The sequence below is a fragment of the Streptomyces sp. NPDC006261 genome (assembly GCF_040613515.1).
Classification (GTDB): Bacteria; Actinomycetota; Actinomycetes; order Streptomycetales; family Streptomycetaceae; genus Streptomyces.
Map to the genome: position 1 here is coordinate 57,550 of NZ_JBEXSI010000026.1, position 23,400 is coordinate 80,949.

Annotated in this window: 20 protein-coding genes and 2 pseudogenes; 10 read left to right on the forward strand and 12 right to left on the reverse strand. The window is 72.2% G+C overall.

Annotated elements, in window-relative coordinates; genetic code table 11:
* Positions 1 to 57: 57 nt before the first annotated feature.
* On the forward strand, positions 58 to 591 hold the full coding sequence (locus ABZ154_RS18885; RefSeq protein ID WP_356833975.1) for a GNAT family N-acetyltransferase: 534 nt from the start codon (positions 58 to 60) through the stop codon (positions 589 to 591).
* Here the strand turns inward: ABZ154_RS18885 and ABZ154_RS18890 are convergent.
* On the reverse strand, positions 570 to 986 hold the full coding sequence (locus ABZ154_RS18890; RefSeq protein WP_356833977.1) for a hypothetical protein: 417 nt from the start codon (positions 984 to 986) through the stop codon (positions 570 to 572). The genes ABZ154_RS18885 and ABZ154_RS18890 overlap by 22 nt on opposite strands.
* A gap of 137 nt (positions 987 to 1,123) precedes the next feature.
* Here ABZ154_RS18890 and sigJ point away from each other — a divergent pair, with 137 nt between their 5' ends.
* On the forward strand, positions 1,124 to 2,047 hold the full coding sequence (gene sigJ / locus ABZ154_RS18895; protein WP_356833979.1) for an RNA polymerase sigma factor SigJ: 924 nt from the start codon (positions 1,124 to 1,126) through the stop codon (positions 2,045 to 2,047).
* 77 nt (positions 2,048 to 2,124) lie between these two features.
* Here the strand turns inward: sigJ and ABZ154_RS18900 are convergent, their stop codons facing one another.
* The 3 genes from ABZ154_RS18900 to ABZ154_RS18910 form a co-directional block, all read right to left on the reverse strand.
* Entirely contained in the window at positions 2,125 to 2,451 is a 327-nt protein-coding gene (locus ABZ154_RS18900; RefSeq protein WP_356833981.1) for a nuclear transport factor 2 family protein, read from the reverse strand.
* A 133-nt stretch (positions 2,452 to 2,584) separates the two neighbouring features.
* Positions 2,585 to 3,502: a LysR substrate-binding domain-containing protein gene (locus ABZ154_RS18905; RefSeq protein WP_356833983.1), complete on the reverse strand. Its 918-nt coding sequence runs from the start codon at positions 3,500 to 3,502 to the stop codon at positions 2,585 to 2,587.
* Positions 3,503 to 3,535: 33 nt separating this feature from the next.
* Positions 3,536 to 4,294, reverse strand: a complete 759-nt coding sequence (locus ABZ154_RS18910) for an SDR family oxidoreductase (RefSeq protein ID WP_356833985.1) — start codon at positions 4,292 to 4,294, stop codon at positions 3,536 to 3,538.
* Between the two features lie 228 nt (positions 4,295 to 4,522).
* On the opposite strand from ABZ154_RS18910, the gene ABZ154_RS18915 reads away from it, so the two are divergent.
* Both ABZ154_RS18915 and ABZ154_RS18920 read left to right on the forward strand, forming a co-directional pair.
* On the forward strand, positions 4,523 to 5,389 hold the full coding sequence (locus tag ABZ154_RS18915) for an SDR family oxidoreductase (RefSeq protein ID WP_356833987.1): 867 nt from the start codon (positions 4,523 to 4,525) through the stop codon (positions 5,387 to 5,389).
* A gap of 91 nt (positions 5,390 to 5,480) precedes the next feature.
* A complete protein-coding gene (locus ABZ154_RS18920; protein WP_356833989.1) occupies positions 5,481 to 7,511 on the forward strand; it encodes a transporter substrate-binding domain-containing protein in 2,031 nt (676 codons plus the stop codon).
* 33 nt (positions 7,512 to 7,544) lie between these two features.
* On the opposite strand, the gene ABZ154_RS18925 is transcribed toward ABZ154_RS18920, so the two are convergent.
* Complete coding sequence (locus ABZ154_RS18925) at positions 7,545 to 8,042, reverse strand: hypothetical protein (RefSeq protein ID WP_356833991.1); 498 nt, start codon at positions 8,040 to 8,042, stop codon at positions 7,545 to 7,547.
* Between the two features lie 58 nt (positions 8,043 to 8,100).
* On the opposite strand from ABZ154_RS18925, the pseudogene ABZ154_RS18930 reads away from it, so the two are divergent.
* A pseudogene (locus ABZ154_RS18930) lies at positions 8,101 to 8,250 on the forward strand (prolyl aminopeptidase); the annotation flags it as partial.
* Between the two features lie 122 nt (positions 8,251 to 8,372).
* On the opposite strand, the gene ABZ154_RS18935 reads toward ABZ154_RS18930, so the two are convergent.
* Positions 8,373 to 9,362 (reverse strand): aldo/keto reductase, encoded by a 990-nt coding sequence (locus tag ABZ154_RS18935; RefSeq protein ID WP_356833993.1) that lies wholly within the window; start codon positions 9,360 to 9,362, stop codon positions 8,373 to 8,375.
* Between the two features lie 82 nt (positions 9,363 to 9,444).
* Positions 9,445 to 9,933: a MarR family transcriptional regulator gene (locus ABZ154_RS18940; protein WP_356833995.1), complete on the reverse strand. Its 489-nt coding sequence runs from the start codon at positions 9,931 to 9,933 to the stop codon at positions 9,445 to 9,447.
* A 155-nt stretch (positions 9,934 to 10,088) separates the two neighbouring features.
* Here ABZ154_RS18940 and ABZ154_RS18945 point away from each other — a divergent pair, with 155 nt between their 5' ends.
* Together ABZ154_RS18945 and ABZ154_RS18950 are read left to right on the forward strand one after the other, a co-directional pair.
* Complete coding sequence (locus tag ABZ154_RS18945; protein WP_356833997.1) at positions 10,089 to 11,162, forward strand: EamA family transporter; 1,074 nt, start codon at positions 10,089 to 10,091, stop codon at positions 11,160 to 11,162.
* 47 nt (positions 11,163 to 11,209) lie between these two features.
* Positions 11,210 to 11,433: pseudogene (locus ABZ154_RS18950) on the forward strand (Uma2 family endonuclease); the annotation flags it as partial.
* A 105-nt stretch (positions 11,434 to 11,538) separates the two neighbouring features.
* Here the strand turns inward: ABZ154_RS18950 and ABZ154_RS18955 are convergent.
* Complete coding sequence (locus ABZ154_RS18955) at positions 11,539 to 12,873, reverse strand: MFS transporter (RefSeq protein ID WP_356833999.1); 1,335 nt, start codon at positions 12,871 to 12,873, stop codon at positions 11,539 to 11,541.
* A gap of 171 nt (positions 12,874 to 13,044) precedes the next feature.
* Positions 13,045 to 13,485 (reverse strand): MarR family transcriptional regulator, encoded by a 441-nt coding sequence (locus tag ABZ154_RS18960; RefSeq protein WP_093694094.1) that lies wholly within the window; start codon positions 13,483 to 13,485, stop codon positions 13,045 to 13,047.
* Between the two features lie 134 nt (positions 13,486 to 13,619).
* On the opposite strand from ABZ154_RS18960, the gene ABZ154_RS18965 reads away from it, so the two are divergent.
* Positions 13,620 to 13,859, forward strand: coding sequence for a hypothetical protein (locus tag ABZ154_RS18965; protein ID WP_356834001.1), 240 nt, complete (start codon positions 13,620 to 13,622; stop codon positions 13,857 to 13,859).
* Here the strand turns inward: ABZ154_RS18965 and ABZ154_RS18970 are convergent.
* A complete protein-coding gene (locus ABZ154_RS18970) occupies positions 13,852 to 15,306 on the reverse strand; it encodes an NCS2 family permease (RefSeq protein WP_356834003.1) in 1,455 nt (484 codons plus the stop codon). The genes ABZ154_RS18965 and ABZ154_RS18970 overlap by 8 nt on opposite strands.
* Before the next feature lie 210 nt (positions 15,307 to 15,516).
* Here ABZ154_RS18970 and ABZ154_RS18975 point away from each other — a divergent pair, with 210 nt between their 5' ends.
* The gene (locus ABZ154_RS18975; protein ID WP_356834005.1) at positions 15,517 to 15,846 is read left to right on the forward strand and encodes a DUF2530 domain-containing protein; all 330 of its coding nucleotides are present in this window, start codon (positions 15,517 to 15,519) and stop codon (positions 15,844 to 15,846) included.
* A gap of 253 nt (positions 15,847 to 16,099) precedes the next feature.
* Positions 16,100 to 18,568, forward strand: a complete 2,469-nt coding sequence (locus ABZ154_RS18980) for an HAD-IC family P-type ATPase (protein ID WP_356834007.1) — start codon at positions 16,100 to 16,102, stop codon at positions 18,566 to 18,568.
* Between the two features lie 352 nt (positions 18,569 to 18,920).
* On the opposite strand, the gene ABZ154_RS18985 is transcribed toward ABZ154_RS18980, so the two are convergent.
* Entirely contained in the window at positions 18,921 to 22,130 is a 3,210-nt protein-coding gene (locus tag ABZ154_RS18985; RefSeq protein WP_356834009.1) for a molecular chaperone Hsp90, read from the reverse strand.
* Positions 22,131 to 22,310: 180 nt separating this feature from the next.
* Complete coding sequence (locus tag ABZ154_RS18990) at positions 22,311 to 23,237, reverse strand: DUF3027 domain-containing protein (RefSeq protein ID WP_356834011.1); 927 nt, start codon at positions 23,235 to 23,237, stop codon at positions 22,311 to 22,313.
* Positions 23,238 to 23,400: the final 163 nt, after the last annotated feature.

Here is a 23,400-nt window from a genome sequence, read left to right on the forward strand (position 1 = left end):
GCCCCTGCGCCCCTGTGTTCCTGTGCCCCTGCCGCCGCGTCCCGCTGGAGGTTCCCGATGATCACCTGGCGTCGGCTCACCGAGGACGACTTCCCGTTGCTGATCTCCTGGCTGGAGCGGCCGCACGTGGCCCGGTGGTGGAACCATGACCCCTCGATCGAGGCCGTGCGACGGGACTTCGGGCCCGCCGTCAGGGGTGAGGAGCCCTCGGAGGAGCTGCTCGCCCACTTCGACGGCACCCCGTTCGGCCTGATGCAGCGGTGTCGGCTGGACGACTATCCCGAGTATCTGGTGGAGGTCGCCACGTTGATCGACGTTCCTTCCGGGGCCATGACCATCGACTATCTGATCGGTGAGCCGCAGCTCGTCGGCCATGGGCTCGGGCCGCAGATGATCCGGTCGGCCGTCCAGGCGATCTGGGACGAGCATCCGGGGGCCTCGTGCGTCCTGGTGCCCGTATCGGCGGCCAACCGGGCGTCCTGGCGGGCGCTGGAGAAGGCCGGGATGCGGCGGGTCGCCGAGGGCGAACTCGAGCCGGACAACCCCGTCGACGGGCGGGCCCACTACCTCTACCGGGTGGATCGGCCCTGACCTCGATGTCCCGACGGGACCTGCCGTGCCAGCGCCAGCATGCTGAGCCCGAACATCATGACGCCCAGGGGGACATGGACCGACGAGATGTGCGCGATGCCCACCGCGACCTGCGCCGAGGCGAGGGCCAGGAAGCCGGTCGCGTACCAGATCTGCCGGGGTAAGGCACCGCCCGGTCTCCAGGCCAGCACCGCCGCGAGGACGTACAGCATCGACGACCCGTACATCACCCGCGCCCCGGCATCGTGCAGCGCTTCCCCGTACGTCGTGGTGAACAGCAGTCCGGCGGAGACCGCCTGGATGAAGATGGTCAGGGTCTGCAGAGCGGTCGCGATCTGCAGGAACGAGTAGCGGTGTGGTGCCGCCGCGTTCGCCGTCGTCGCCTCGGTGGCCATGCCACGGTCCCCTCTCCCGCCCCCGCGCGGGGAGCAGTAGATCGATAAGGTCTCACCAGCCCGACGACATGGGCGTGTGAAAGGTAAGGCGAGGGCGGAAGCCAAGGCGCAAGCGAAGCCGAAGGGGCGGTCGGGGCATGGGGGCAGCAGCGGGGGCGGCCGTCGGGGCGGTAGCCGGGGAGCGACGTCACCTCATCAATGTGGCCTATCGGTTGCTCGGGTCACTGGCCGAGGCCGAGGACGCCGTGCAGGAGGCCTACGCCCGCTGGTACGCCCTGCCGCGCGGTCGGCGGGACGAGGTCCGCTCCCCCGGTGCCTGGCTGACGACGGTGACCGGCCGCATCTGTCTCGACGTGCTCGGCTCGGCGCGGGCCAGGCGCGAGCGGTACGTCGGCGCGTGGCTGCCCGAGCCGGTGCCCGACCACTCCGAGTGGGGCCGGGGCGGGGACGAGGGCCCCGCCGACCCCGCCGACCAGGTGGTCCTGGACGAGTCGGTGACCATGGCCTTCCTCGTCGTACTGGAGTCGATGACGCCCGCCGAGCGGGTGGCGTTCGTCCTGCACGACGTCTTCCGCTACCCCTTCGCCGAGATCGCCGACGTCCTGGGCCGGACCCCCGCGGCCTGCAAGCAGCTCGCGGCCTCCGCCCGGAGGCGCGTGCGCGGCCCGGCCACTCCGGTGCCGTCGGGGGCGGGCGTCGGGCAGGCCGATGCCGTGCGGCGGGTCAAGGAGGCGTGGGAGAGCAAGGACATCGCGGGCCTCGTCGACCTCCTCGACCCGGCCGCCGTGATGTCCGCCGACGGCGGAGGCCTGGTCGGTACGGTCCTGCGGCCGGTCGAGGGCGGTGAGCGCATCGCCCAGTACATGGTCGCCATCGCCGAACACGCGCCGGGCCTCGAACTCCTGGAGCGGTCGGTCAACGGGGTGCCGGGGCTGGTGGCCCGGCGGGACGGCACCGTGATGACCGTGGCCTCGTTCGAGCTCGCCGACGACGGCCGGGTCACCCGGATCTGGGCCGTACGCAATCCGGAGAAGCTGCGGCCGTGGCTGCGGGACGGGTGAGGCGGGTCCCTCAGGGCGGGCCCTTCGGGGCGGGTCGTTCAAGAAGCGCCCTCAAGGAGGGCTCTCAAAGAGGATCCTCAGGCCGGTGCCTGGCCCGTCTCGAAGCGGCTGATGCGGTCGCCGGTGACCGTGAAGGACCAGCGCGTGCGCATCGTGCCCCACGTGTCGTTCGTGTAGTCGACGACGAGGGTGCGGCCGTCTTCCGAGGCGTCCACGACCTTCATGCGGCCATTCGCCTTCGGGGAGAAGATCTCCTTCTCCGTCCAGGCGGCCAGATCCCGTTCGCTGCCGTCGTCGGACATCGTGGCGTCCTCGGTGAGGACGGCGGTGAAGGCGCTCTCGTCACCCGCGTTGACGGCGGCGACGAACTTCTCCACCACCGGGTCGCTGATCGATGTGGTCATGGTGTTCCTCCTGAGTACGTCCAGGGCCGGGGCCACAGGGCTCACGGGGGGGTGCTGTCGAGGCCGAGTCTCTGTCGGCGGGCCCGTCACCGCATGTCGAACCCGGCCTGTCTCGCGTGACGCCTGCCGTCCACTACTCCCTTCGGGGAGGGTGAGGGCCCGCCCCTCCCCCCGGGAAGTCCCCCGCCCGGCTGAGGAAGAGATCCCGGTCCCGGCACGTCGTGTGCGCGGGCCACAGCGCGTGGACCGGTACGTGGACCGGCGGGTCCAGGTCGATGACGAACGCCGCGCCGCCCGCCGCCGGGCCCGGGGGCCCGGTGACGAAGGCGAGGCGGCCCGTCGCGGTGACGGCGGTGATCGGCGGCGTGCCCTGCACCGGGTTCCGCCGGGTGTCCGGCTCCACGCCCGCCTGGCGGCACAGGCCGATCAGGAGGTCCGTGTACGCGGACGAGCCGGACTCGCCCCACACCGTGAGCGGCTCCCCGCTCAGGTCGGCCAGGGCCACCGTGCGGCGCGCGGCGAGCGGGTGGCCGGCGGGGACGGCGACCCGGAGGCGGTGTTCGGCGATCCGGGCGCGGGTGAGGCCCGTGTCGGCGGGCATGGACCGGCTGAGCCCCAGATCGCAGGCGCCGGTCAGGAGTTGGTCGCGCAGCTCGTCCGGGAAGAGCTGGCGTACGTGGGCCTGGATGCCCTGCTCCTCCGTACGGGCCCGGGTCAGCAGGTCCACCACCTCCTCCGCCGTGACCGCCGGGGTGTGGCCGATGCGCAGGTGCCCGGCCTGGCCCCGGCCGATGCGCCGGGCGCGCTCCAGGGCGGCGTGGGCCTGGGCCTGGAGCGCGCGGGCGTCGTCGATGAGGGCCTGCCCGGCGGGGGTGGGGGTGACGTGCTGGTGGCCCCGGTCCAGGAGCTGGACGCCGACGTACCGCTCCAGGGTGCGGATCGAGGTGCTCAGCGCCTGCTGGCTGAGGTGCAGCCGCTCGGCCGCCCGGGTGAACCCGGCCTCCTCGGCGACCGCGACGAGGTGTTCCAGCTTGTGCAGGTCCAGGGTCACGCGGCCCGTCCTCCCGTACGTCCGAACAGGGGGTCAGCGGACCGTGTAGCCGCCGTTGGCGAAGATCGTCTGGCCGGTGATCCAGCCGCCCTCGGTGACCAGGAACTTCACCAGCGGCGCGATGTCCTCGATCTCCGTCAGCCGGCCGCCCATCGCCTGCGACTTGTGGAACTCCACGCGCTCCGGCGTCTCCTGCGGGTAGAAGAACGGCGTGTCCATCGGCCCCGGAGCCACATTGTTCACGGCGATCCCGCGCGGGGCGAACTCCTTGGCCGCCGCCCGGGTGAAGTGCTCCAGCGGGGCCTTGGCGCCCGCGTAGGTGGCGTACCCGTCGGTGAAGGCGGCGAGCAGGGAGGTCACCAGGCTGACGATGCGGCCACGGTCGTTGAGCCGGGCGCCGGCCTCCTGGAGGAAGAAGTACGCCGCCTTGGAGTTGATCGCGAACATCCGGTCGTACTCCTCCTCGGTCGTCTCCCCGATCGGCTTGCGGAGGACCATGCCGGTGGTGTTCACGGCCACGTCCACCCCGCCGAAGGCGTCCAGTGCCTGGTCGAAGAGGCTCCGCACGCCCTCGACACGGGTCAGGTCCTCGCGTACGACGACGGCCTGCGCGCCCGTGCCCCGTACGGCCTCCGCCGTCTTCTCGGCATCGTCGGCGGTGTTCTCGCCGTGGTAGTGGACGACGACGTTCGCGCCGGCCTCGGCCAGGGTCCGGCTGATGAGGCCGCCGAGGTTCTTGGCCCCTCCGGCGACGACCGCGGTCCTGCCGTTCAGCAGCTGCTGCTCGCTCATGGTGACGGTCCCTCTCTCCGGCCGCATTTCCGCTATGCGGCGTTGGTCCGCATTCGTTGCAGTTTCCGTCGTCCACGCTAGGAGCGCCCCCGCGCCCCGGGGAAACACAAAGATCGGGTCGGCCCACCAGGAAGATGGATCGCCGCAGCTCAGCGGGGGCGCGAAGGAGCCGTAGCCATGGCCGGGAAAGTCGTTGACGTACGCGTACGGGTCACGAAGGATCGGCCCGTGACGATCAACGAACAGCCCTCGGCCTCGTCGGCACAGCCCTCGGAACCGGCCTCGGCGCAGGCCTCGGAACCGGCCACCGCACCGGCCCGCCCCGTCGCCCTCATCACCGGGGTCGGGCGCTCCATCGGGATCGGCGCGGGCATCGCCCGGCAGCTCGCGGCCTCCGGCTGGGACATCGCCTTCACCTACTGGACGCCGTACGACCGGCGCATGGAGTGGGGCGCCGAGGACGGGGCCGCCGCGTCCATCGCGCGGGAGCTGGCGGACGCCGGAGCCCGTACGGCGGCGATCGAGGCGGACCTGACCGGCCCCGACGCCCCCATCCGCATCTTCGACGAGGCGGAGCAGCGCCTCGGCCCGGTCACCGCGCTCGTCCTCTCGCACGCGGAGTCGGTGGACTCGGGGCTCCTGGACACCACCGTGGAGGCGTTCGACCGGCACTTCGCCGTGAACACGCGGGCCAGTTGGCTGCTGATCCGCGAGTACGGGCTGCGCTTCCGCGGCGAGCCCGGGAGCAAGCCCGGCGAGCCGGGCACGGCCACGGGCCGCATCGTCGCGCTCACCAGCGACCACACCGTGGGCAACCTGCCCTACGGCGCGAGCAAGGGCGCCCTGGACCGCATCACCCTGGCCGCCGCCCACGAACTGGCCCATCTCGGGGTGACCGCCAACGTCGTCAACCCCGGCGCGGTGGACACCGGTTGGATGAACGACGAGCTGCGCGACGCCCTCACCCAGGGCACCCCGCTCGGCCGCCTCGGCACCCCGCGGGACACCGCACATCTGGTGGACTTCCTGTGCTCGCCACAAGGCCAGTGGGTCAACGGGCAGCTGCTGAAGAGCAACGGCGGCGCCGCCTCCTGAGGCGGCCGCGAAATCCCCACCCGTACTGCCCCGTCAAGAGCTGACGGAACGTCTACTGTTTGCCTGGTCCATGTAGTGCACAGGGGGTCGCATGCAAGGCGAAGACAGAGGCGGAGCCGAGGCCTGGGGCGGGTCTGGAGCCGGGGCCGGAGCCGGAGCCGGGGGCGGCCCGGTGGACCAAGGAGCCTCCCCGGAACACGACCACGGCCGCCGCCGCCCGCAGGTGGTGATCGAGGGCCGCTACGAGCTGCTGGAACCGATCGGCCGTGGCGGCATGGGCGAGGTGTGGAAGGCCCACGACCGGCGGCTGCGCCGCTTCGTCGCCGTGAAGGGCCTGCTCGACCGGCACGCGATGACCGCCGGCACCCAGGCCGCCGCGATGCAGCGGGCCCGCCGGGAGGCGGAGGCGATCGCCAAGATCGAGCACCCGAACGTGGTGACCGTCCACGACCAGGTCGAGACCGACAACCAGGTCTGGATCGTGATGAAACTCCTCGAAGCCAGGTCCCTGGCGGATCTGCTGCGCGCCGAGCGGGTGCTCGCCGTACCGAGGGCGACGGACATCGGCCTCCAGGTCCTCCAGGGCCTGCGCGCGGTGCACGCGGCGTCGGTCGTCCACCGCGATGTGAAGCCGGGCAACGTGCTCGTGCGGGACGACGGGCTGGCGATCCTCGTGGACTTCGGGATCGCCACGTTCGAGGGCGCCACCCAGGTGACCCGGTCCGGCAGCGTCATCGGCACGCCCACGTACCTGGCACCCGAACTCTTCGCCCCGGGCTCCCCCGGCCCCACCCCCGCCTCGGACCTGTGGGCACTCGGCGTCACGCTGTACGAGATGGTCGAGGGCAAGGCCCCCTTCGCCGGCGGCGAGGTGTGGGAGGTCCAGGAGAACATCCGGCAGACCCCCGACCCGGCCCTCCGGTACGCGGGCCCGCTCGCCCCGGTGATCCAGGGCCTCCTCTTCCCGGACCCGCACGAGCGGCTGGACGCGGCCACGGCGGAGGCGATGCTGCGGGAGGTGCTGGGCGCCCCGCTCGCGCGGAACGCGACGGCGACGGGTGCGGCGACGCACGCACTGACGGCGGTCTCGGAACCGGCACCTGACCCCGAGCCTCTCGGCCCGCCCGTCGCGGCGCCCCGGGCGGCCGACGGACACCAGGCGCGTCGCCGTAAACGGCCCTGGCTCAAGGCGGCGACGGCGGTGGTGTGCGTGGCCCTGCTGGGCACGGCGGGCTGGCTGGTGGCCAGGGGCGTCGGCGACGACAAGACGGGCACGAACGGCAGCACCACGGCCGGTTCGGGCGGCCGGGGCGGCGGCAGCACCGGGACGGAGAAGTGGAAGGCCACGAACCCCCTCCTCAAGATCGGCGTCAAGGACGACCAGCCGGGCCTGAGCAAGTACGACAGGAAGACGAAGACGTACGCCGGTTACGACATCGACCTGGCCTACGCGATCGCCGGGCACCTGGGGTACGACCGCGACGAGGTCGCCTTCACCACGGTCCCGACCGACTACCGGAGCACCGCCCTCCGGACGAAGGGCGTGGACCTCGTCATCGCCTCGTACAGCATCACGCCCGAACGGAAGAGCGCGTCACCCGGCGGGGACAGCGTCGACTTCGCGGGCCCGTACTACGAGGCGAGCCGGAGCTTCCTGGTCCGCCAGAAGTCCAGCAAGTACACGATCAACGACTCCAGCGACCTGCGCCGCCTGGGCGTCGAGGTGTGTACGGCAAGAGAGTCGACGTACGAGACGGAGCTGCCGAAACGGGGCTTCACGATGACGGAGTCCCAGCCCAACACCTACCAGGACTGCCTGGACCAGCTGCTGGACGTGACGTCGGACGTCTACGCCGTGGCCTCGGACGACATCATCCTCGCGGGCTACGAGAAGGCGAACCCGGGCAAGGTGCGGCGCCTGGAGAACATCCAGGGCGCGGAGGGCTACGGCGTGGCGATGCGCCCCGGCTCCCCAGGCCTGAAGACCGAGGTGTGCTCGGCGCTGCGGAAGATCCTTGCCGGAAAGGTCTGGGAGGACCTGTACGAGAAGAACCTGTCGGCCCTGATGGACAACAGGACCCCACCGGGCCGGCCGGACCTGGCGGAGTGCGAGGGGTACTGAGGGAGGCCACGGGACCGGGTCACGGTCCCGGCCTCACCGCGGAAACCGCTCCGTGAACCGCTCACCGCACCGGCTGCAGAAGACCGGCGCGGGATCCTCGGACAGCCGCCCGCACTCCGGGCAGACCCGGTCCAGCATGCAGGGCCCTTCGCCACCCTCGTACGTCCCGCCGCCCGGCGCCTTGATGGCGAGCCCGGGCCGCCGACGGTGGACGGTGAGGTACGTGAGCCCGTCCGGGCCCGCGGCAAGAGCCCGCCGGGAAGTCCGGGGCAGCCAGACGACGGTGGAGGGCCCCAGCTCCAGACCCCCGCCCCCTGCACGCAGGCGCCCTCCGCCCTCCAGCACGACCAGGAGCACGTCGAGCACGTCCTCCTGATGCTCCCCGACCTCCGCCCCACCCGGCAGCCGCACCAGATTGGCGTCCAACTCCCGCCCCTGCTCGGCAAGATGCCACAACGCCCCCCGCCCGTCGGTGGCGGCGGCGGCGAGGATGTCGTCCAGTACGGCGAGGACCCGGGGAGTGGCGTTCACGGCGGCAAGGGTACGCCGCTGCCGTAGGGTGGCGCGTTCACCAGGAGGAGGCATGGACATGCGCCGGGAACCCGACGACCTGTACCCGCCGATCGAGCCGTACGGCAGCGGCCTGCTGGACGTCGGTGACGGCAACCTCGTGTACTGGGAGGTGTGCGGCAACCCGGACGGCAAACCGGCCCTCGTGGTCCACGGCGGGCCCGCGACCCGGCGGGCGGTGCCGGCGGCGCTGGACCGGTTCGCGCGGTAGCCGCCCCCAGCCTGTGGACAGCACGATCGGCCGCCGTCCCGCGTGGGGCGGCGGCCGATCGACTCACATCACCAGGCGCATCACCAGGCGAAGGCCTCCGGCGACGGGCCCGGACCCGGGAAGATCTCGTCCAGGCCGGTGAGTACGGCCTCCGGAAGTTCCAGCTCCAGCGCGCGCAGGGCACCCTCCAGCTGATCGGCAGTGCGCGGGCCGACGATCGGGCCCGTGACGCCGGGGCGGGTCAGCAGCCAGGCCAGGGCCGCCTCGCCGGGCTCCAGGCCGTGCTTCTCCAGCAGGTCCTCGTACGCCTGGACCTGGGCGCGGACCGTGCTGTTGGCCAGGGCGTCGGCCGAGCGGCCCGAGGCGCGGCGGCCCTCCGTGGCCTCCTTCTTGATGACGCCGCCCAGCAGGCCGCCGTGCAGCGGGGACCAGGGGATGACCCCGAGGCCGTACTCCTGCGCGGCCGGGATGACCTCCATCTCGGCGCGGCGCTCGGCGAGGTTGTAGATGCACTGCTCGCTGACCAGGCCGAGCGAACCGCGCCGGGCTGCCTGCTCGTTGGCCTGGGCGATCTTGTAGCCGGGGAAGTTCGAGGAACCCGCGTACAGGATTTTGCCCTGCTGGACCAGGACGTCGATCGCCTGCCAGATCTCCTCGAACGGGGTGTTCCGGTCGACGTGGTGGAACTGGTAAACGTCGATGTGGTCCGTCTGGAGCCGCTTGAGCGAGGCGTCGACCGCCCGCCGGATGTTCACGGCGGAGAGCTTGTCGTGGTTGGGCCAGGCGTCGCCGTCGGGCGCCATGTTCCCGTACATCTTGGTGGCGAGGACCACCTTGTCGCGCCTGCCGCCGCCCTGGGCGAACCAGGTGCCGAGGATCTCCTCGGTGCGCCCCTTGTTCTCACCCCAGCCGTAGACGTTGGCGGTGTCGAAGAAGTTCAGGCCCGCGCCGAGCGCGGCGTCCATGATCGCGTGACTGTCCGACTCGTTGGTCTGCGGGCCGAAGTTCATCGTCCCGAGCACGAGTCGGCTGACCTTGAGTCCGGTGCGTCCGAGCTGTGTGTACTTCATGACGCCCCAGCCAACTCCTTCGAGTCCACTCCAGGCAAGCATGCGTCGGCCGAGTGGCCGAGGCCCGGGGCGCCCCCGGGCGTCAGCGGCCGCCCTCCAGCGTGATCACCAGCGTCCGCAGGAGCCGGTTCAGCTCCTCGCAGTCCTCAGCGTCCAGATCGGCGAGCATCCTGCGCTCGTTGCGCACATGGCCCTCCACCGTGCTGTCGACGAGCGTCCGCCCGGCCTCGGTGAGCGTGACGTGCAGGCTGCGCCGGTCGCCGGGCACCGCCTCCCGGGCCACCAGGCCGCGGGCGGCCAGCCGGTCGATCCGGTTGGTCAGCGCGGCGGAGCTGACCATGACGTTCGCGGCGAGCTCCTTGGGGGTGAGCGGGCGGTCGCTGCGGCGGAGTGTGGCGAGGACGTCGAACTCCCAGCGTTCCATGCCGTGTTCGGCGAAGTAGCTGCTGACCTCCTTGTCCACGAGCCGGGTCAGCCGCAGGAGCCTGCCCACCGCACCCATGGCCTCCAGATCCAGATCGGACCGCAGGGCGGCCCACTGGTCCAGGAAGTCGTCGACCGAGTCGCGCATACGGGCCCCACCTTGATCGTCTCCCGGCCTCACCCGCACCGGGTACTTCCACGTCGAACTGTTTGACGTAAGCCTACCTGCTGCCCTACTTTTCCGTTCCACGGGAGATAGTTCGACGTCGGAGGATTCTCCGCCCCGCGCCCCAGGAGCCCCCCATGACCGACCGACGCCTGGTGAGGATCTCCCTCCTCACCGCCCTCGCCCCCGCCGTCTGGGGCTCCACCTACCTGGTCACCACCGAGTTCCTGCCACCCGACCGGCCGCTGCTCGCCTCCACCCTGCGGGCCCTTCCCGCCGGGCTGATCCTGCTCCTGCTGACCCGCGTACTGCCCCGGGGCATCTGGTGGGTGCGGGCGACCGTGCTCGGCGTTCTGAACATCGGCGCCTTCTTCTACTTCCTCTTCCTCGCCGCCTACCACCTGCCGGGCGGGGTGGCGGCCCTCGTGATGACCGTCCAGCCGATGATCGTGCTGCTCCTCGGCGCCTTCCTGCTCGGCGCCCGCATACGCCTCCTGCACATCGGCGCCTGCGCACTCGCCGCCGCCGGGGTCGCGCTGCTGGTCCTCCAGCCGCAGGCCGACCTGAACGGCATCGGCGTGCTGGCGGGGCTCCTGGGGGCCGCGTGCATGGCGTCGGGGATCGTACTGACCAAGCGCTGGGGACGCCCTGAGGGGGTCTCGCTGCTGGCGTTCACCGGCTGGCAGCTCACCGTCGGCGGCCTGCTCCTGCTCCCCGTCACCCTGCTCGGCGAACCGCTCCCGGAGCGCCTGACCTGGACCAACGTCGGCGGCTTCGCCTACCTGGGCATCATCGGGGCGCTGCTCGCGTACGTCGTGTGGTTCAACGGCATAGCGCGGCTGCCGGCCCTCGCCGCCTCGTTCCTGTCGTTCGCCTCGCCCCTGTGTGCCACGGTCCTGGGCTACCTCTTCGTGGGGCAGACCCTGGGGCCGCTCCAGCTCCTGGGCGCGGCGGGGGTCGTCGGCGCGGTGGTGCTGGCTCAGCGCGGCGAGGGGGCGCCGCCCAGCGCGCCGCGCCCGCCCACCGCACCAGGCGCGCCGCCCGCCTCAGCCACCGAAGGCGGCCGCCACGGCGACGACGAGGAACATGAGCACGAGCACGGCCGCCATGATGCGGTTTCTGGTCTTGGGGTCCACCCTTCGAGCCTAACCGCACCCCCCGCCGGCCCCGCGCCCAGGCCCGTACCACCTGCCGGGCCCGGGTCGGCGTAAGGCAGATCCGGGCGTGTCCGGATACCCGGCCCTTTCGTTGTCCTACGGTGTCGCCGCAGCGGGACACCCACTGGGAGATCATCCGCAGGATCGTCCGTGCTCCGGAGGACCGGTTCGGGATGGACGTGAGGGCCCTTTCGGACGTACGCATGGAGTCCGGCGAAGGCAACGGCTTCGCCCGGACGTGATGAAGCTCTTCGACAAGGCGGCCAAGAACAGCCATGGCCGCCGGCTCCCCGAGCACGTCGAGTTCGTGGCCGAGGTCATCTCCACCTGGCGTCCGACGCCTTCCCCCGCGACTGACCCGGACACGCGAAAGGCGCCCTCCCCCGGAGAGACCGGGAGGAGGGCGCCTCTCGCGTGCCCCTGCGTGCCCCTACGCCGCGGTCGCCAGCTGCTCGCGCGGTACGAAGCGCACGTGCGGGCGGCCCGGCCGGAGGTCGACCTTCAGGCGCAGGCCGCCGACGCGGGCGAGGGCGAAGCCGACGCCCAGGGCGGCGATCACCGAGATCGCGCCGCCGGACGCGAAGCCGACGCGCGCGCCGTACGTGTCGCTGATCCAGCCGACGATCGGGGCGCCCACCGGCGTACCCCCGGCGAAGACCATCATGTACAGGCTCATCACCCGGCCCCGCATCTCGGGGTCGGCGGCCATCTGGACGCTCGTGTTCGCGGTGATGTTCGTCGTCAGGCCGAGCATGCCGATCGGGACCAGCAGGATCGAGAACAGCCAGACGTTCGGAGACAGCGAGGCGGCGATCTCCAGCAGCCCGAACGCCGTGCCCGCCGCCACCAGCATCCGCAGCCGCGTGGAGCGGCGACGGGCCGAGAGCAGCGCGCCGGCCAGCGAACCGGCGGCCATCAGGATGTTGAAGAACGAGTACATCCCGGCGCCGCCGTCGAAGACCCCGTCGGCGAAGGCGGTGAGCCAGATCGGGAAGTTGAAGCCGAACGTGCCGACGAAGCCGACCAGGACGATCGGCCAGATCAGCTCCGGGCGCCCGCGTACGTACGTCAGCCCTTCGCGCAGCTGCCCCTTCGCGCGGCGGACCCGCACCGAGGCGTGGAGTTCGCTCGTCCGCATCATCAGCAGGCCGACGAGCGGGGCCAGGAAGGAGAGGCCGTTGAGCAGGAACGCCCAGCCGCTGCCGACCGTGGTGATCAGGACACCCGCGACGGCGGGGCCGATGAGCCGGGCGGACTGGAAGTTCGCCGAGTTCAGGCTGACCGCGTTGCGCAGCTGGGCGGGGCCGACCATCTCGGAGACGAACGACTGGCGGGCCGGGTTGTCGACGACGGTCACCATGCCGAGGAGGAAGGCGACCAGATAGACGTGCCAGACCTCGACGACACCGGAGAGGGTCAGGACGGCCAGCGCGATACCGCACAGGCCGAGCATGGCCTGGCTGACGAGCAGGATCTGCCGCTTCGGGAGGCGGTCGGCGATGACGCCGCCGTACAGGCCGAAGAGCAGCATGGGAAGGAACTGGAGGGCCGTGGTGATGCCTACGGCCGTCGCGGAACCCGTCAGGCTCAGGACGAGCCAGTCCTGCGTGATGCGGGACATCCAGGTACCGGTGTTGGAGATCACGGCGCCCGTGGCGAACAGGCGGTAGTTGCGGATCTTCAGCGACGAGAAGGTCCCGCCGGGCTTGCTCTCGTGGGTGGAAGTCGGTGCGGGGGCGGAGTCTGCTCCGGATCCCGTACTCAAAAGGTTCATCTCCTCATACGTCTGCGGCGTGCGGTCCGACGAGGACGTGACGACGGGCGCTCCGGCGTTGATCGTCCGGGCCGGCGGTGTGCCGGGCCCGGCTGATCGTCTTCCCCGGACCGGTTGTCCCATCCGGCTCGGGGAAGGCGTCACGCCGTCGCGCCCGCGGGGTCACAGGTGGGCGAGCTTCTCCAGCACGGGCGCGGCGGCCCGCAGCGTCTCCCACTCGTCCTCGTCCAGGCCCTCGGCGAGCTGGGCCAGCCAGGCGTTCCGCTTGGTGCGGCTCTCCGCGAGCATGGCCTCGGCCTGCTCGGTCTGGCTGACCATCTTCTGCCGACGGTCATCGGGGTGCGGTTCCAGCCTGACGAGTCCCTTCGCCTCCAGCAGCGCGACGATGCGGGTCATCGACGGGGGCTGCACGTGCTCCTTGCGGGCCAGCTCGCCGGGTGTGGCCGAGCCGCAGCGGGCAAGGGTGCCGAGCACCGACATCTCGGTGGGGCTCAGCGATTCGTCGACGCGCTGGTGCTTCAGGCGTCGGCCCAGCAGCATCACGGCTGAGCGGAGGGAGCTCACGGCGGCGGCACTGGCACCGTCGTGGATCAGGTCAGGCATGTTTGTTAGCGTAACTCATTACCCAAACTAAATACCACCCGATGGTACACGCGCGAGAAACCGATCACCCGAACGAGTGAGACGGGAGCGGAAAGTGACGCGAAAAGCGCCCCCGGGCGGCGACCCTGCTCGGTATGGGATCGACAGTGCTCAGCCTGCGGATAGACGGTGAGCTGCTCGACCGGCTCCGGCAGCACGCCGCCAGACGCGGAATGAGCGTCCAGGACTATGTGGTCCGGACGCTCATTCGCGACGACTTCGACGAACGCTTCAAGGCGGCCGTCGACGAGACGGAGAAGTTCTACGGCGACTCGGGGGGAAGCGTGACGCCTCCGACGGACGCCACGAGGGGCGTGACGCCACCGGTCACGTGAGGCCGAGCGCCGGCATCGCGTAGTAGAAGACGAAGACCGCCGACACCACGTACATCGCGATCGGGACCTCACGGCCCCGGCCCGCCGCCAGACGCAGCACGGAGAAGGCGATGAAGCCGATCCCGATGCCGTTGGTGATCGAGTACGTGAACGGCATCATCACCATCGCCAGGAACGCCGGGACCGCGAGCGTGTAGTCGCTCCAGTCGATGTCCCGTACGGACCCCGCGATGATCAGGAAGCCGACCGCCAGCAGGGCGGGCGTGGCCGCTTGCGAGGGGACCATGGTCGCCAGCGGTGTGAGGAACAGCGCCACCGAGAAGAGCAGACCGGTCACCACGCTCGCCAGTCCGGTGCGGGCGCCCTCTCCGACGCCCGCGGTGGACTCCACGAAGCACGTGGTGGCGGAGGCGGAGGTCGCACCGCCCGAGGCGACCGCGATGCCGTCCACGAACAGCACCTTGTTGATGCCGGGGAAGTGGCCGCTCTCGTCCATCAGCTCGGCCTCGTCGCCGACGCCCAGGATGGTGCCCATCGCGTCGAAGAAGCAGGACAGCAGCACGGTGAAGACGAAGAGGACGCCGGTCAGCAGACCGACCTTCCCGAAGCCGCCGAAGAGGCTGACCTCACCGAGCAGCCCGAAGTCCGGCGCCGAGACCGGGTTGCCCGGCCACGACGGCGTCGTCAGCCCCCAAGCCCCCTCGGGCAGGCCGGCCACCGCGTCGATGACCAGGGCCAGGACCGTCATGGCGATGATCGAGATCAGGATCGCGCCGGGCACCTTGCGCACGATCAGGGCCAGCGTGAGCAGGGCACCCAGGACGAAGACGAGGATCGGCCAGCCGGTGAGCTGACCGTCACCGCCGAGCTGGAGCGGCACGGTGGTGAGGGCGGCGTCCGGGATGCGCGAGACGAAGCCGGAGTCGACCAGGCCGATCAGCAGGATGAAGAGGCCGATGCCGATCGCGATGCCCTTGCGGAGCGAGCGCGGTACGGCGTTCATCACGCGCTCCCGCAGCCCGGTCGCGACCAGCAGCATGACCACGATGCCCGCGAGGACGACCATGCCCATCGCGTCCGGCCAGCTCATCCGGGGGGCGAGCTGGAGGGCGACGACCGTGTTGACGCCGAGCCCGGCGGCGAGCGCGATCGGCACGTTGCCGATGACGCCCATCAGGAGCGTGGAGAAGGCGGCGGAGAGCACGGTGGCGGTGACCAGCTGACCGTTGTCCAGCTGGTGGCCGTACATGTCCTTCGCGCTGCCCAGGATGATCGGGTTGAGCACGATGATGTACGCCATCGCGAAGAACGTGGCGAACCCGCCGCGGAGTTCGCGCCCGACGCTCGACCCCCGCTCGGAGATCTTGAAGAACCGGTCCACGCCGCCCGTGGGCTGCGGAGCCGAGGGCTGCGGGGGGTCGACCGGAGCGGTGGCCGAGGTGGGCATGGGTGACCTCAGTCGTACGTAGAGGAGTGGAGGCAAAGGGGCGAAAGGGGATCGAAATTGGATGTTCAGACGAACAGATCGAGCCAGCCCAAAGCAGATTCAGTATGAATACATAAGGCGAAGATCGCTATCTCCGCGCGTAGACCCACACGGCGCCTTGGGTCGCCCGGCCCGCACACCCCCGATCGGGTGGGCCCATACACTGAACACATGGAGAAGTGGACACCGAAGCACGAGGCGCCCGAGCCCCTGGAGGGCCCCGTCGTCTCCACCGTCGTCGGCGGCACGATCCTCTGGTTCGTCCTCTTCCTCGCCCAGCTGCCCTTCTACGGCTGGTTCGCCGACCGCGGGCACACCTGGTGGGTGTGGACCCCGCTGGCCGGAGCCGGACTGGGGCTGATCGGCATCTGGTACGTCCGCGGGCGCGACGCCGCCCTCAAGCGGCACGCTGTCCAGGCTGCGGCCAAGGACGCCGCCGGGGCCGAGGCGGCGGACAGTGCGCTGGGCAGCACGAGCACCGGGGCCGACCGGACGGCCTGAGGCGACCGGGGGCGCCCCGGCGGATCCTCTCCCGCGCGCGAGAGCTGAGGCCTCTCGCACGCGAGAGCTCAGGCCTCCCGCACGCGAGAGCTCGGGCCTCCCGCACGAGAGACGCCCGTATCGAGGAACGGAGCCCTCCCGTACGGGGACCTCACCGCCGCCGTACAACCACGGGACCGACTTGCTCCTCCCCTGGTCGGATCTTCGACCCCCCGGCGGGTGATCCGCACCGCACGCCCGTACCGTCTAGTCCATGACGCAGCGGGCACTCGATTCCTCCGGGGAGCAGACCCCCGGGCCCTCCCGGCCGGCCATGATCGACGCGGGGGCGGAACTCGACCCCGTGCACCCCATGGACCTGCCACCTTCGGCTCACGACGCCACCGGCCTCACCACCGCCGAGGTCGCCGAGCGGGTGGCGCGGGGCGAGGTCAACGACGTGCCCGTGCGGTCCTCGCGCTCGGTCACCGAGATCGTCCGCGCCAACGTCTTCACCCGGTTCAACCTGATCATCGGCGTGCTCTGGGTGATCATGCTGTTCGTGGCGCCGATCCAGGACAGCCTCTTCGGCTTCGTGATCGTCGCCAACACCGGTATCGGCATCATCCAGGAGTGGCGGGCCAAGAAGACCCTGGACAGCCTCGCGGTGATCGGCGAGGCGAAGCCGACCGTGCGGCGTGACGGAGTCGCCGCCGGGATCTCCACCCACGAGATCGTCCTCGGGGACGTGGTCGAGCTCGGCCCCGGCGACAAGGTGGTCGTGGACGGCACGGTCGCCGAGGCCGACAGCCTGGAGGTCGACGAGTCACTGCTGACCGGTGAGGCCGACCCGGTGCTCAAGAAGCCCGGCGACCCGGTGATGTCCGGCAGCTTCGTCGTCGCGGGCGGCGGAGCGTTCACCGCGACCAAGGTGGGGCGTGAGGCGTACGCCGCCCAGCTCGCCGAGGAGGCGTCGCGCTTCACGCTCGTCCACTCGGAGCTGCGCAGCGGCATCAGCACGATCCTGAAGTACGTCACCTGGATGATGGTGCCGACGGCGATCGGGCTGATCATCAGCCAGCTCGTCGTGAAGGACAACAACTTCAAGGACTCCGTCGCCCGGACCGTCGGCGGCATCGTCCCGATGATCCCCGAGGGCCTGGTCCTGCTGACCTCCGTCGCCTTCGCCATCGGCGTCGTACGCCTGGGCCGTAAGCAGTGCCTGGTGCAGGAGCTGCCCGCCATCGAAGGGCTCGCCCGGGTCGACGTGGTCTGCCTGGACAAGACGGGCACCCTCACCGAGGGCGGCATGGACATCACGGAGGTCCGGCCGCTGGGCGGGAGCGACGAGGCGTACGTGCACCAGGTGCTGCGCTCCCTCGGCTCCTCCGACCCCCGCCCCAACGCCAGCCTCCAGGCCATCATCGACGCGTACCCGGCGGAGGACGGAGCCGCCTGGACGGTCACCGGCGCCATGCCGTTCTCCTCCGCCCGCAAGTACAGCGGCGCGGCGTTCACCGAGACCGACGGGACCCCCTCCGCCTGGCTGCTCGGCGCCCCGGACGTCCTGCTCGCCGACGGCGACGAGACCCTGACCGAGATCGAGCACCTCAACCAGCAGGGCCTGCGGGTGCTGCTGCTGGCCCGCGTACGGGGTGAGCTCGACGCGCCCGGTGCGGCCGACGGGGCCGTGCCCACCGCCCTGGTCGTCCTGGAGCAGCGGCTGCGGCCGGACGCCGCGGAGACCCTCGCCTACTTCGCCCAGCAGAACGTGGCCACCAAGGTCATCTCCGGCGACAACGCGGTCTCGGTCGGCGCGGTCGCCGGGAAGCTGGGGCTCGCGGGCGCCGAGAACACCCTCGACGCCCGCAAGATGCCCACCGACCCGGATGACATGGCCACGGCCATGGAGCAGAACGCGGTGTTCGGCCGGGTCACCCCGCAGCAGAAACGGGACATGGTGGCGGCCCTCCAGTCGCGCGGCCACACGGTCGCGATGACGGGCGACGGCGTCAACGACGTCCTGGCCCTCAAGGACGCCGACATCGGGGTCTCCATGGGCTCCGGCTCCGAGGCGACGCGGGCCGTCGCGCAGATCGTGCTGCTGAACAACAGCTTCGCGACGCTGCCGTCGGTGGTCGCCGAGGGCCGCCGGGTGATCGGCAACATCACCCGCGTCGCCACCCTCTTCCTCACCAAGACGGTCTACTCCGTGCTCCTGGCGATCCTGGTGGTCTGCACCCAGGTGGAGTACCCGTTCCTGCCCAGGCACCTGACGCTGCTGTCCACGCTGACCATCGGCGTCCCCGCGTTCTTCCTGGCCCTCGCGCCGAACAGGGAGCGCGCCCAGCCCCACTTCGTACGCCGGGTCATGCGGTACGCGATCCCCTCGGGCGCCATCGCGGCGACGGCCACCTTCACGACGTACCTGGTGGCCCGCCACCACTACTCCGGTCCTGGTGCGCTGGAGGCCGAGACGAGCGCGGCGACGCTGACGCTGTTCCTGGTCTCGATGTGGGTCCTGGCGATCATCGCCCGCCCGTACACCTGGTGGCGCATCGGCCTGGTGGCGGCGATGGGGCTCGGCTTCCTCATCGTGCTCGTGGTGCCGTGGCTCCAGGACTTCTTCGCCCTGAAGCTGGTCGGCACGACCATGCCGTGGGCGGCGGTAGGCATCGCGGTGGCGGCGGCCGCGCTGCTGGAGTTCAGCTGGCGCCTGGTGGGCCGGCGCTTCGGGGCCTGAGGGCAGCACGGAGAAGCCCCCCGGGAGGTCGATGACCGGTCGATGACCTCCCGGGGGGCTTCTTCGTGGACCGCCGCTCCCGTCTTGACCGTCGTGCAGTTCTCGGCGCCCTTCCTCAGGAATGGAGCCTCACGGGCCGTACGCGTCTTCTTGATGACGGGCCGCTCCGCCGGGCGGGCCGCCGGAGCGGCGGTCGGTACGACGAGGGCGGACAGGGTCAGAGCGCCGGTGACGGCGGCCGCGGTGACGCACACACGCATGTGCTCTCCCGGTGCCTCCGCCCTCCGGGCCCGGTGGCCCGGAGCTTGACCGCTCGGGAGAAGAGACAGGCGGGGGCCGGGGAGGGCTGTTCTCAGTCGAACCAGCGGTCCCGCGCCAGCTCCTCCGTGCGGGACGGGTCCTCCAGCAGGGCCGCGACCTCGAAGCGGCGGGGCCACTGGCCCGCCGCCCAGGCCAGGCCCGCCGCCACGCCCTCCAGGGTGGACGCGTGGACGACCCCGTCCCGGGTGCGACGCCAGTCCAGCTCGAGGCCGCCCGCGCGGAGTTCGGGGTGCTCGGTGTACGTGTCCGGGGTGGCGGGGCCGAGCAGGACGCGCACGGACTCCGGTACGCGGTGCTCCTCGCCCTCACTCGTCACACCCGCCTCGATCGTCTCGCCGAGCCGCCGCACCTGGAGCAGCTCGGCCAGCTCGGCGGCCCGGGAAGGGGCCACGGGGAGCAGGGGCAGCCCCTCCGTCAGCGGCAGCACGTCCGGGGCGTCCGCGATCACGGCGTCCGCAGCGTCGACCACCGCCACCTCTCCGTCCACCACCGCCCGCAGTTCGTCCGGCAACGTCACCTGGTCCGGGTCGAGTCCGGCAAGAGCCGTGTAGAGCGCGTGCAGCTGCACGGGGGTGACGGGCCGGTCCTCGTCGGCGAGCCGGCCCAGCAGCTCGGCCGCGCCGCCCGGCTCGTCCAGGAGGGCGGCGACCGAGGTGCGCACCCCGAGGGCCCGCAGCACCTGGGCGTCGTCGAAGCCGGTGGCGTCCACCGCTTCGTACAGCCCGGCCAGCCGCGGGTCACCGCCGGCCGCACGCAGTCCGGCGGGGCGGCGGCCGTCCAGTACGGGGTGGTCGCGCAGCCACCACGCGGTGTACGGGCGCACGGACTGGGTCGTCCCGTCCGGCAGCAGCACCCGCACCGGCTGCGTCAGCGCGTCGCGCAGCGGCGGCCGGGCCAGCATCGCGAGCGCCTGCGGCCAGGCGTCGTCGTCCACGAGGTCCAGATCCCGTACGGCGACGATCTCGGTGGCGACCGGCGGCACCGGGGTCTCGGGCAGCTGGTCGAGGAGGTCCTCGCACCACACGTCGACGGCGTCCAGCAGCCCGGCGTCGTCAGGTTCGGCGAAGTCGCTGTCGCGGGGCTCCAGTTCGTCCGGGTCCAGGACGACATCGGTGGCCCGGACGAGGGCGAAGGTGGCGAGCACCCCGCAGGCGGTGAGGGGGGCCTCGCCCCAGCGTTCGGCCAGTTCCTCGTCGGCGAGGGCCAGTTCACCCTCGCGCATGATCTGGGCGAACGGGCTTCCCGGGAGGACGAGTTCGCCTGCCGGTGCCGGTTCGCCGTCCTCGTCGGGGAGGGCCAGTGCCCCGAGCCAGGGCTCGTCGCCGGGGGCCAGTTCGGCGTCCCGGACGAGGGTGAGAACCGTCTCCGCCAGCTCGTCGCCGTCGAGCGCGTCCTCGTCCCAGATCTCGCCCGCGTCCAGCGATCCGGCGACCGCCGCGCGCACCTGAGGGGTCGTCAGCACGGCGCGGGGCGTGGCGGGCAGGGCGCCGAGCTTCTCCAGCAGCGGGTGGGCGGCGTCCGGGTGGGCGACCTTGAGGCCGAGGCGGGCCAGGCGGGCCAGGACGGGGCCGGTGAGGGAGTCCGGGAGGGGCAGCAGCACCTGGCGGGGGCCGATGGTGGTGCGCGGCGGGCGGCCCGCCTGCTCGCCCTCCGGGTCGCCGGCGAGCGGGACCGGGAGGCCGGTGAGCCGGTCGGGGTCGATGCCGGCGAGGCTGTCGTAGAGGCGGTGCCACCAGGCGGGGTCGCGCTCGAGCCCGGCGAGGCGGTCGACGGCCTCGGTCAGGGGGAGGCGGGCGACGCCGAGGGTGCGGAGATCGGGGCGGCGCTCCAGGCCTGCGGGCAGCAGACAGGGCAGCACCTCGGCGAGGACCCGTACGGTCTCGGCTCCGACGCCCTCGACCACCTCGGCCTCGACGGGGCGCAGGGCGGTGGTGCCGGGGGTGGTGTTCTCCGTACGGTCCCAGTCGTCCGCCCAGCCCTGCTCGGCCTCGGGGTCCCGGGGCGCGGCGGGCTCCAGGAACGCGACCCGGGGCAGCCGGGCCAGGATCGCGCCGCGCAGGGCGCCGTCGAGGCCCCCCTTGCCGAGCGGTCCGGGGACCAGGTCGATGGTGCCGGTCGACACCGGCTGCCAGGCGCCCAGCAGCTCCGCGTACGCGTCGGCCGCCCGCTCCACCAGGAAGTCCGTGAGCGGCCCTGGGGCGGGGTGCCTGCGGGCGGTGTCCAGGGGGAGGGAGGCGATGAGCAGGGCGGGGATGCCGAGGGGTTCGTCGGTGGGGGTCGGGGCGTGGACGACCGGGGCCGTACGGGGGCGGAGCGGGGCGCCCGCCTCGTCGACGGGGGCCGCCCAGGTGACCGACCAGTGGGGGCGCAGCCGCTCCTCGACCGGGCGGTCGGCGAGGAGGGCCGGCTCGACGGGGCCGTGATGGAAGACGGTGCGCCAGCGATGCAGTCCGTGCGCGGAGTCGTCGATGTGCGTGTACGGGCCGTGGGCCGACCGGCTCAGGGTCCGTACCCCGTCCGGGGTCTCGATGACGACCTCGTCCAGGCCGGACAGGGTGAGCAGGAGGGCGTCGTCCACGGCGGCCAGCAGGCGGGCGGCCAGGTCCTCGGCGGTGCCGTCGCGGAGCGGCAGCACGACGACGGTGTCGTACCCGTCGGGTGCGGTGCCCTCGGCGGGCAGCGGGAGGCGCAGGAGGGGTACGTGGCCGTCGCGGCGGCGCAGCTCGTCGCCGAGGCCGGGGGAGCCGACGGCCGCCTTCCGGGCCATCTCGCGCGCCTCGGCCAGGGACCAGCGCACGCCTCCGTGGCGGCCGAGCACGGCGGGCTCGTCGCTGACCGCGAGGACGGCGGCGAACCCGACGCCGAACCGGCCCACGGCGGACTCGTGGCCCTCACGCTTGGCGGAGGCCCGCAGGGTGGAGAGGGACTCGACGCCGGTGGCGTCCAGGGGGGCGCCGGTGTTGGCGGCGGCCAGGACGCAGCGTCCGTCCGGATCACCGGGGACGGCGGGGTGCAGGGTGAGGCGGAGCCTGCCGGGGACGCCGGCGCGGGCGGCGGCGTCGGCGGCGTTCTGCGCGAGCTCGACGACGAGGCGGTCACGGTAGCCGCCGAGGGCGAGGTCCTCCTCGGCGTTGGCGTCCTCCCGGAAGCGGGCGGGGCCCGCGCCCCAGGCGTCGAGCACGCCGCGCCGCAGCCGCGCCGTCCCGAACGGATCGGCCCCCTCGTTCGCATTCACGCTCACGCTGTCGACTCCGTCCGCGGTGGGTGGGTGGCTGCGCCTGTATCCGCCGCCCAGTGTGCGCCCGAAGGTACCGTGCGCGCGGACCCGGCCCCCAACCGCGGGACTGCCCCCGCCCGCCCCCAGCCCGCGGGGGCACACCCCACGGGCTGGAAACGCCGCCCCACGCGCTGGAGGCACGTCCTACGAGTGGCCCAGGTCCTCGGACGCGCCGTCGGCCTCCGGCGGGACCGAGCCGCCGTCGCGCTCGGGGCGGAGCGCGTACTCGTCCACCCGCATCGTGTCCAGCGCATGCGCCGCCGGCTTCGGCGGCGTCGGCATCACCGCAGCCTCCGAGTGCCCCCCGCACCCGTACGCCAGCGACACCACATGGCCGTCGGCCGGACTGATCTCGTTCGCGCACACCCCGAAGGCCTGCTTCAGCGAGCCCGCCATCGGGATCAGGAACGCACAGCTCACACAGGTCGCCGGCGCCGCCTGCGCCATCGGGGTCTTCGGGCCGAACGCCTCGTCCCAGCGGTCGGCCGCCTCGTACAGTCCGTACCGCGACAGCACCCGCGCCCGCCGCGTACCGAGCTCGTCGGCGACCGCGGCGATGGAGCCGCGGCTGATCGCCACCGGCCGGTCCGTCAGCTCCGCGTCCTCCGCGTCGACGAGCTCGGCCAGCTCCTCGGAGACGATCGAGTTCGGCGGCGGCTCGTCCTCGCCCGTCCAGCCGGGCTCCAGGCGCGGGTCCTCCGCCTCCGTGGGCAGCAGGTCACCGGGGCCCAGGTCTCCCGGGCGCAGCCGCTCGCTCCACGGCACCCACTCCGGCGCCAGGAGCGCGTCGGCCCCCGGCAGCAGCACCGTTTCGTCCAGGGTGACGTTCTTCGCGCGGGAGGCCCGCGCGACGGTCACGGCCCAGCGCCAGCCCCGGTAGCCGGGCTCCTTGGACTCGAAGTAATGCGTGACGACGCGGTCCCCCTCGGAGACCACACCGGCATGCTCACCGACCACGCCGGGCGCGGCGGCTTCCTCCGCCGCCGCGCGCGCGAGGTCTACCGCCTCGGCGCACAGGCGGTCGGGAACGGGGGTACGGGCCGTACGGCTTCGCGTCGTCGCAGCACTCACAGGTCTCGCTTCTCTCCATACGCCAGTCTCACGAGCGCGCCAGCTGCTGCACGATTGCCGTTTTCGGCCAGACAGTTGCGGGCGGAGCGGACCTGGGGGCCGCGTCGACGTCCACACCCGTTGTGCCTGCCTCGGGCGCGCCTTCTGCCACCCATTCTGCGGG

What these genes read in the sequence shown, in the direction of transcription:
- ABZ154_RS18885 (WP_356833975.1), top strand. Translation starts at nt 58, where the DNA reads ATGATCACCTGGCGTCGGCTCACCGAGGACGACTTCCCGTTGCTGATC.
- ABZ154_RS18890 (WP_356833977.1), bottom strand. Translation starts at nt 986, where the DNA reads ATGGCCACCGAGGCGACGACGGCGAACGCGGCGGCACCACACCGCTAC.
- sigJ (WP_356833979.1), top strand. Translation starts at nt 1,124, where the DNA reads ATGGGGGCAGCAGCGGGGGCGGCCGTCGGGGCGGTAGCCGGGGAGCGA.
- ABZ154_RS18900 (WP_356833981.1), bottom strand. Translation starts at nt 2,451, where the DNA reads ATGACCACATCGATCAGCGACCCGGTGGTGGAGAAGTTCGTCGCCGCC.
- ABZ154_RS18910 (WP_356833985.1), bottom strand. Translation starts at nt 4,294, where the DNA reads ATGAGCGAGCAGCAGCTGCTGAACGGCAGGACCGCGGTCGTCGCCGGA.
- ABZ154_RS18920 (WP_356833989.1), top strand. Translation starts at nt 5,481, where the DNA reads ATGCAAGGCGAAGACAGAGGCGGAGCCGAGGCCTGGGGCGGGTCTGGA.
- ABZ154_RS18935 (WP_356833993.1), bottom strand. Translation starts at nt 9,362, where the DNA reads ATGAAGTACACACAGCTCGGACGCACCGGACTCAAGGTCAGCCGACTC.
- ABZ154_RS18940 (WP_356833995.1), bottom strand. Translation starts at nt 9,933, where the DNA reads ATGCGCGACTCGGTCGACGACTTCCTGGACCAGTGGGCCGCCCTGCGG.
- ABZ154_RS18945 (WP_356833997.1), top strand. Translation starts at nt 10,089, where the DNA reads ATGACCGACCGACGCCTGGTGAGGATCTCCCTCCTCACCGCCCTCGCC.
- ABZ154_RS18960 (WP_093694094.1), bottom strand. Translation starts at nt 13,485, where the DNA reads ATGCCTGACCTGATCCACGACGGTGCCAGTGCCGCCGCCGTGAGCTCC.
- ABZ154_RS18965 (WP_356834001.1), top strand. Translation starts at nt 13,620, where the DNA reads ATGGGATCGACAGTGCTCAGCCTGCGGATAGACGGTGAGCTGCTCGAC.
- ABZ154_RS18970 (WP_356834003.1), bottom strand. Translation starts at nt 15,306, where the DNA reads ATGCCCACCTCGGCCACCGCTCCGGTCGACCCCCCGCAGCCCTCGGCT.
- ABZ154_RS18975 (WP_356834005.1), top strand. Translation starts at nt 15,517, where the DNA reads ATGGAGAAGTGGACACCGAAGCACGAGGCGCCCGAGCCCCTGGAGGGC.
- ABZ154_RS18980 (WP_356834007.1), top strand. Translation starts at nt 16,100, where the DNA reads ATGACGCAGCGGGCACTCGATTCCTCCGGGGAGCAGACCCCCGGGCCC.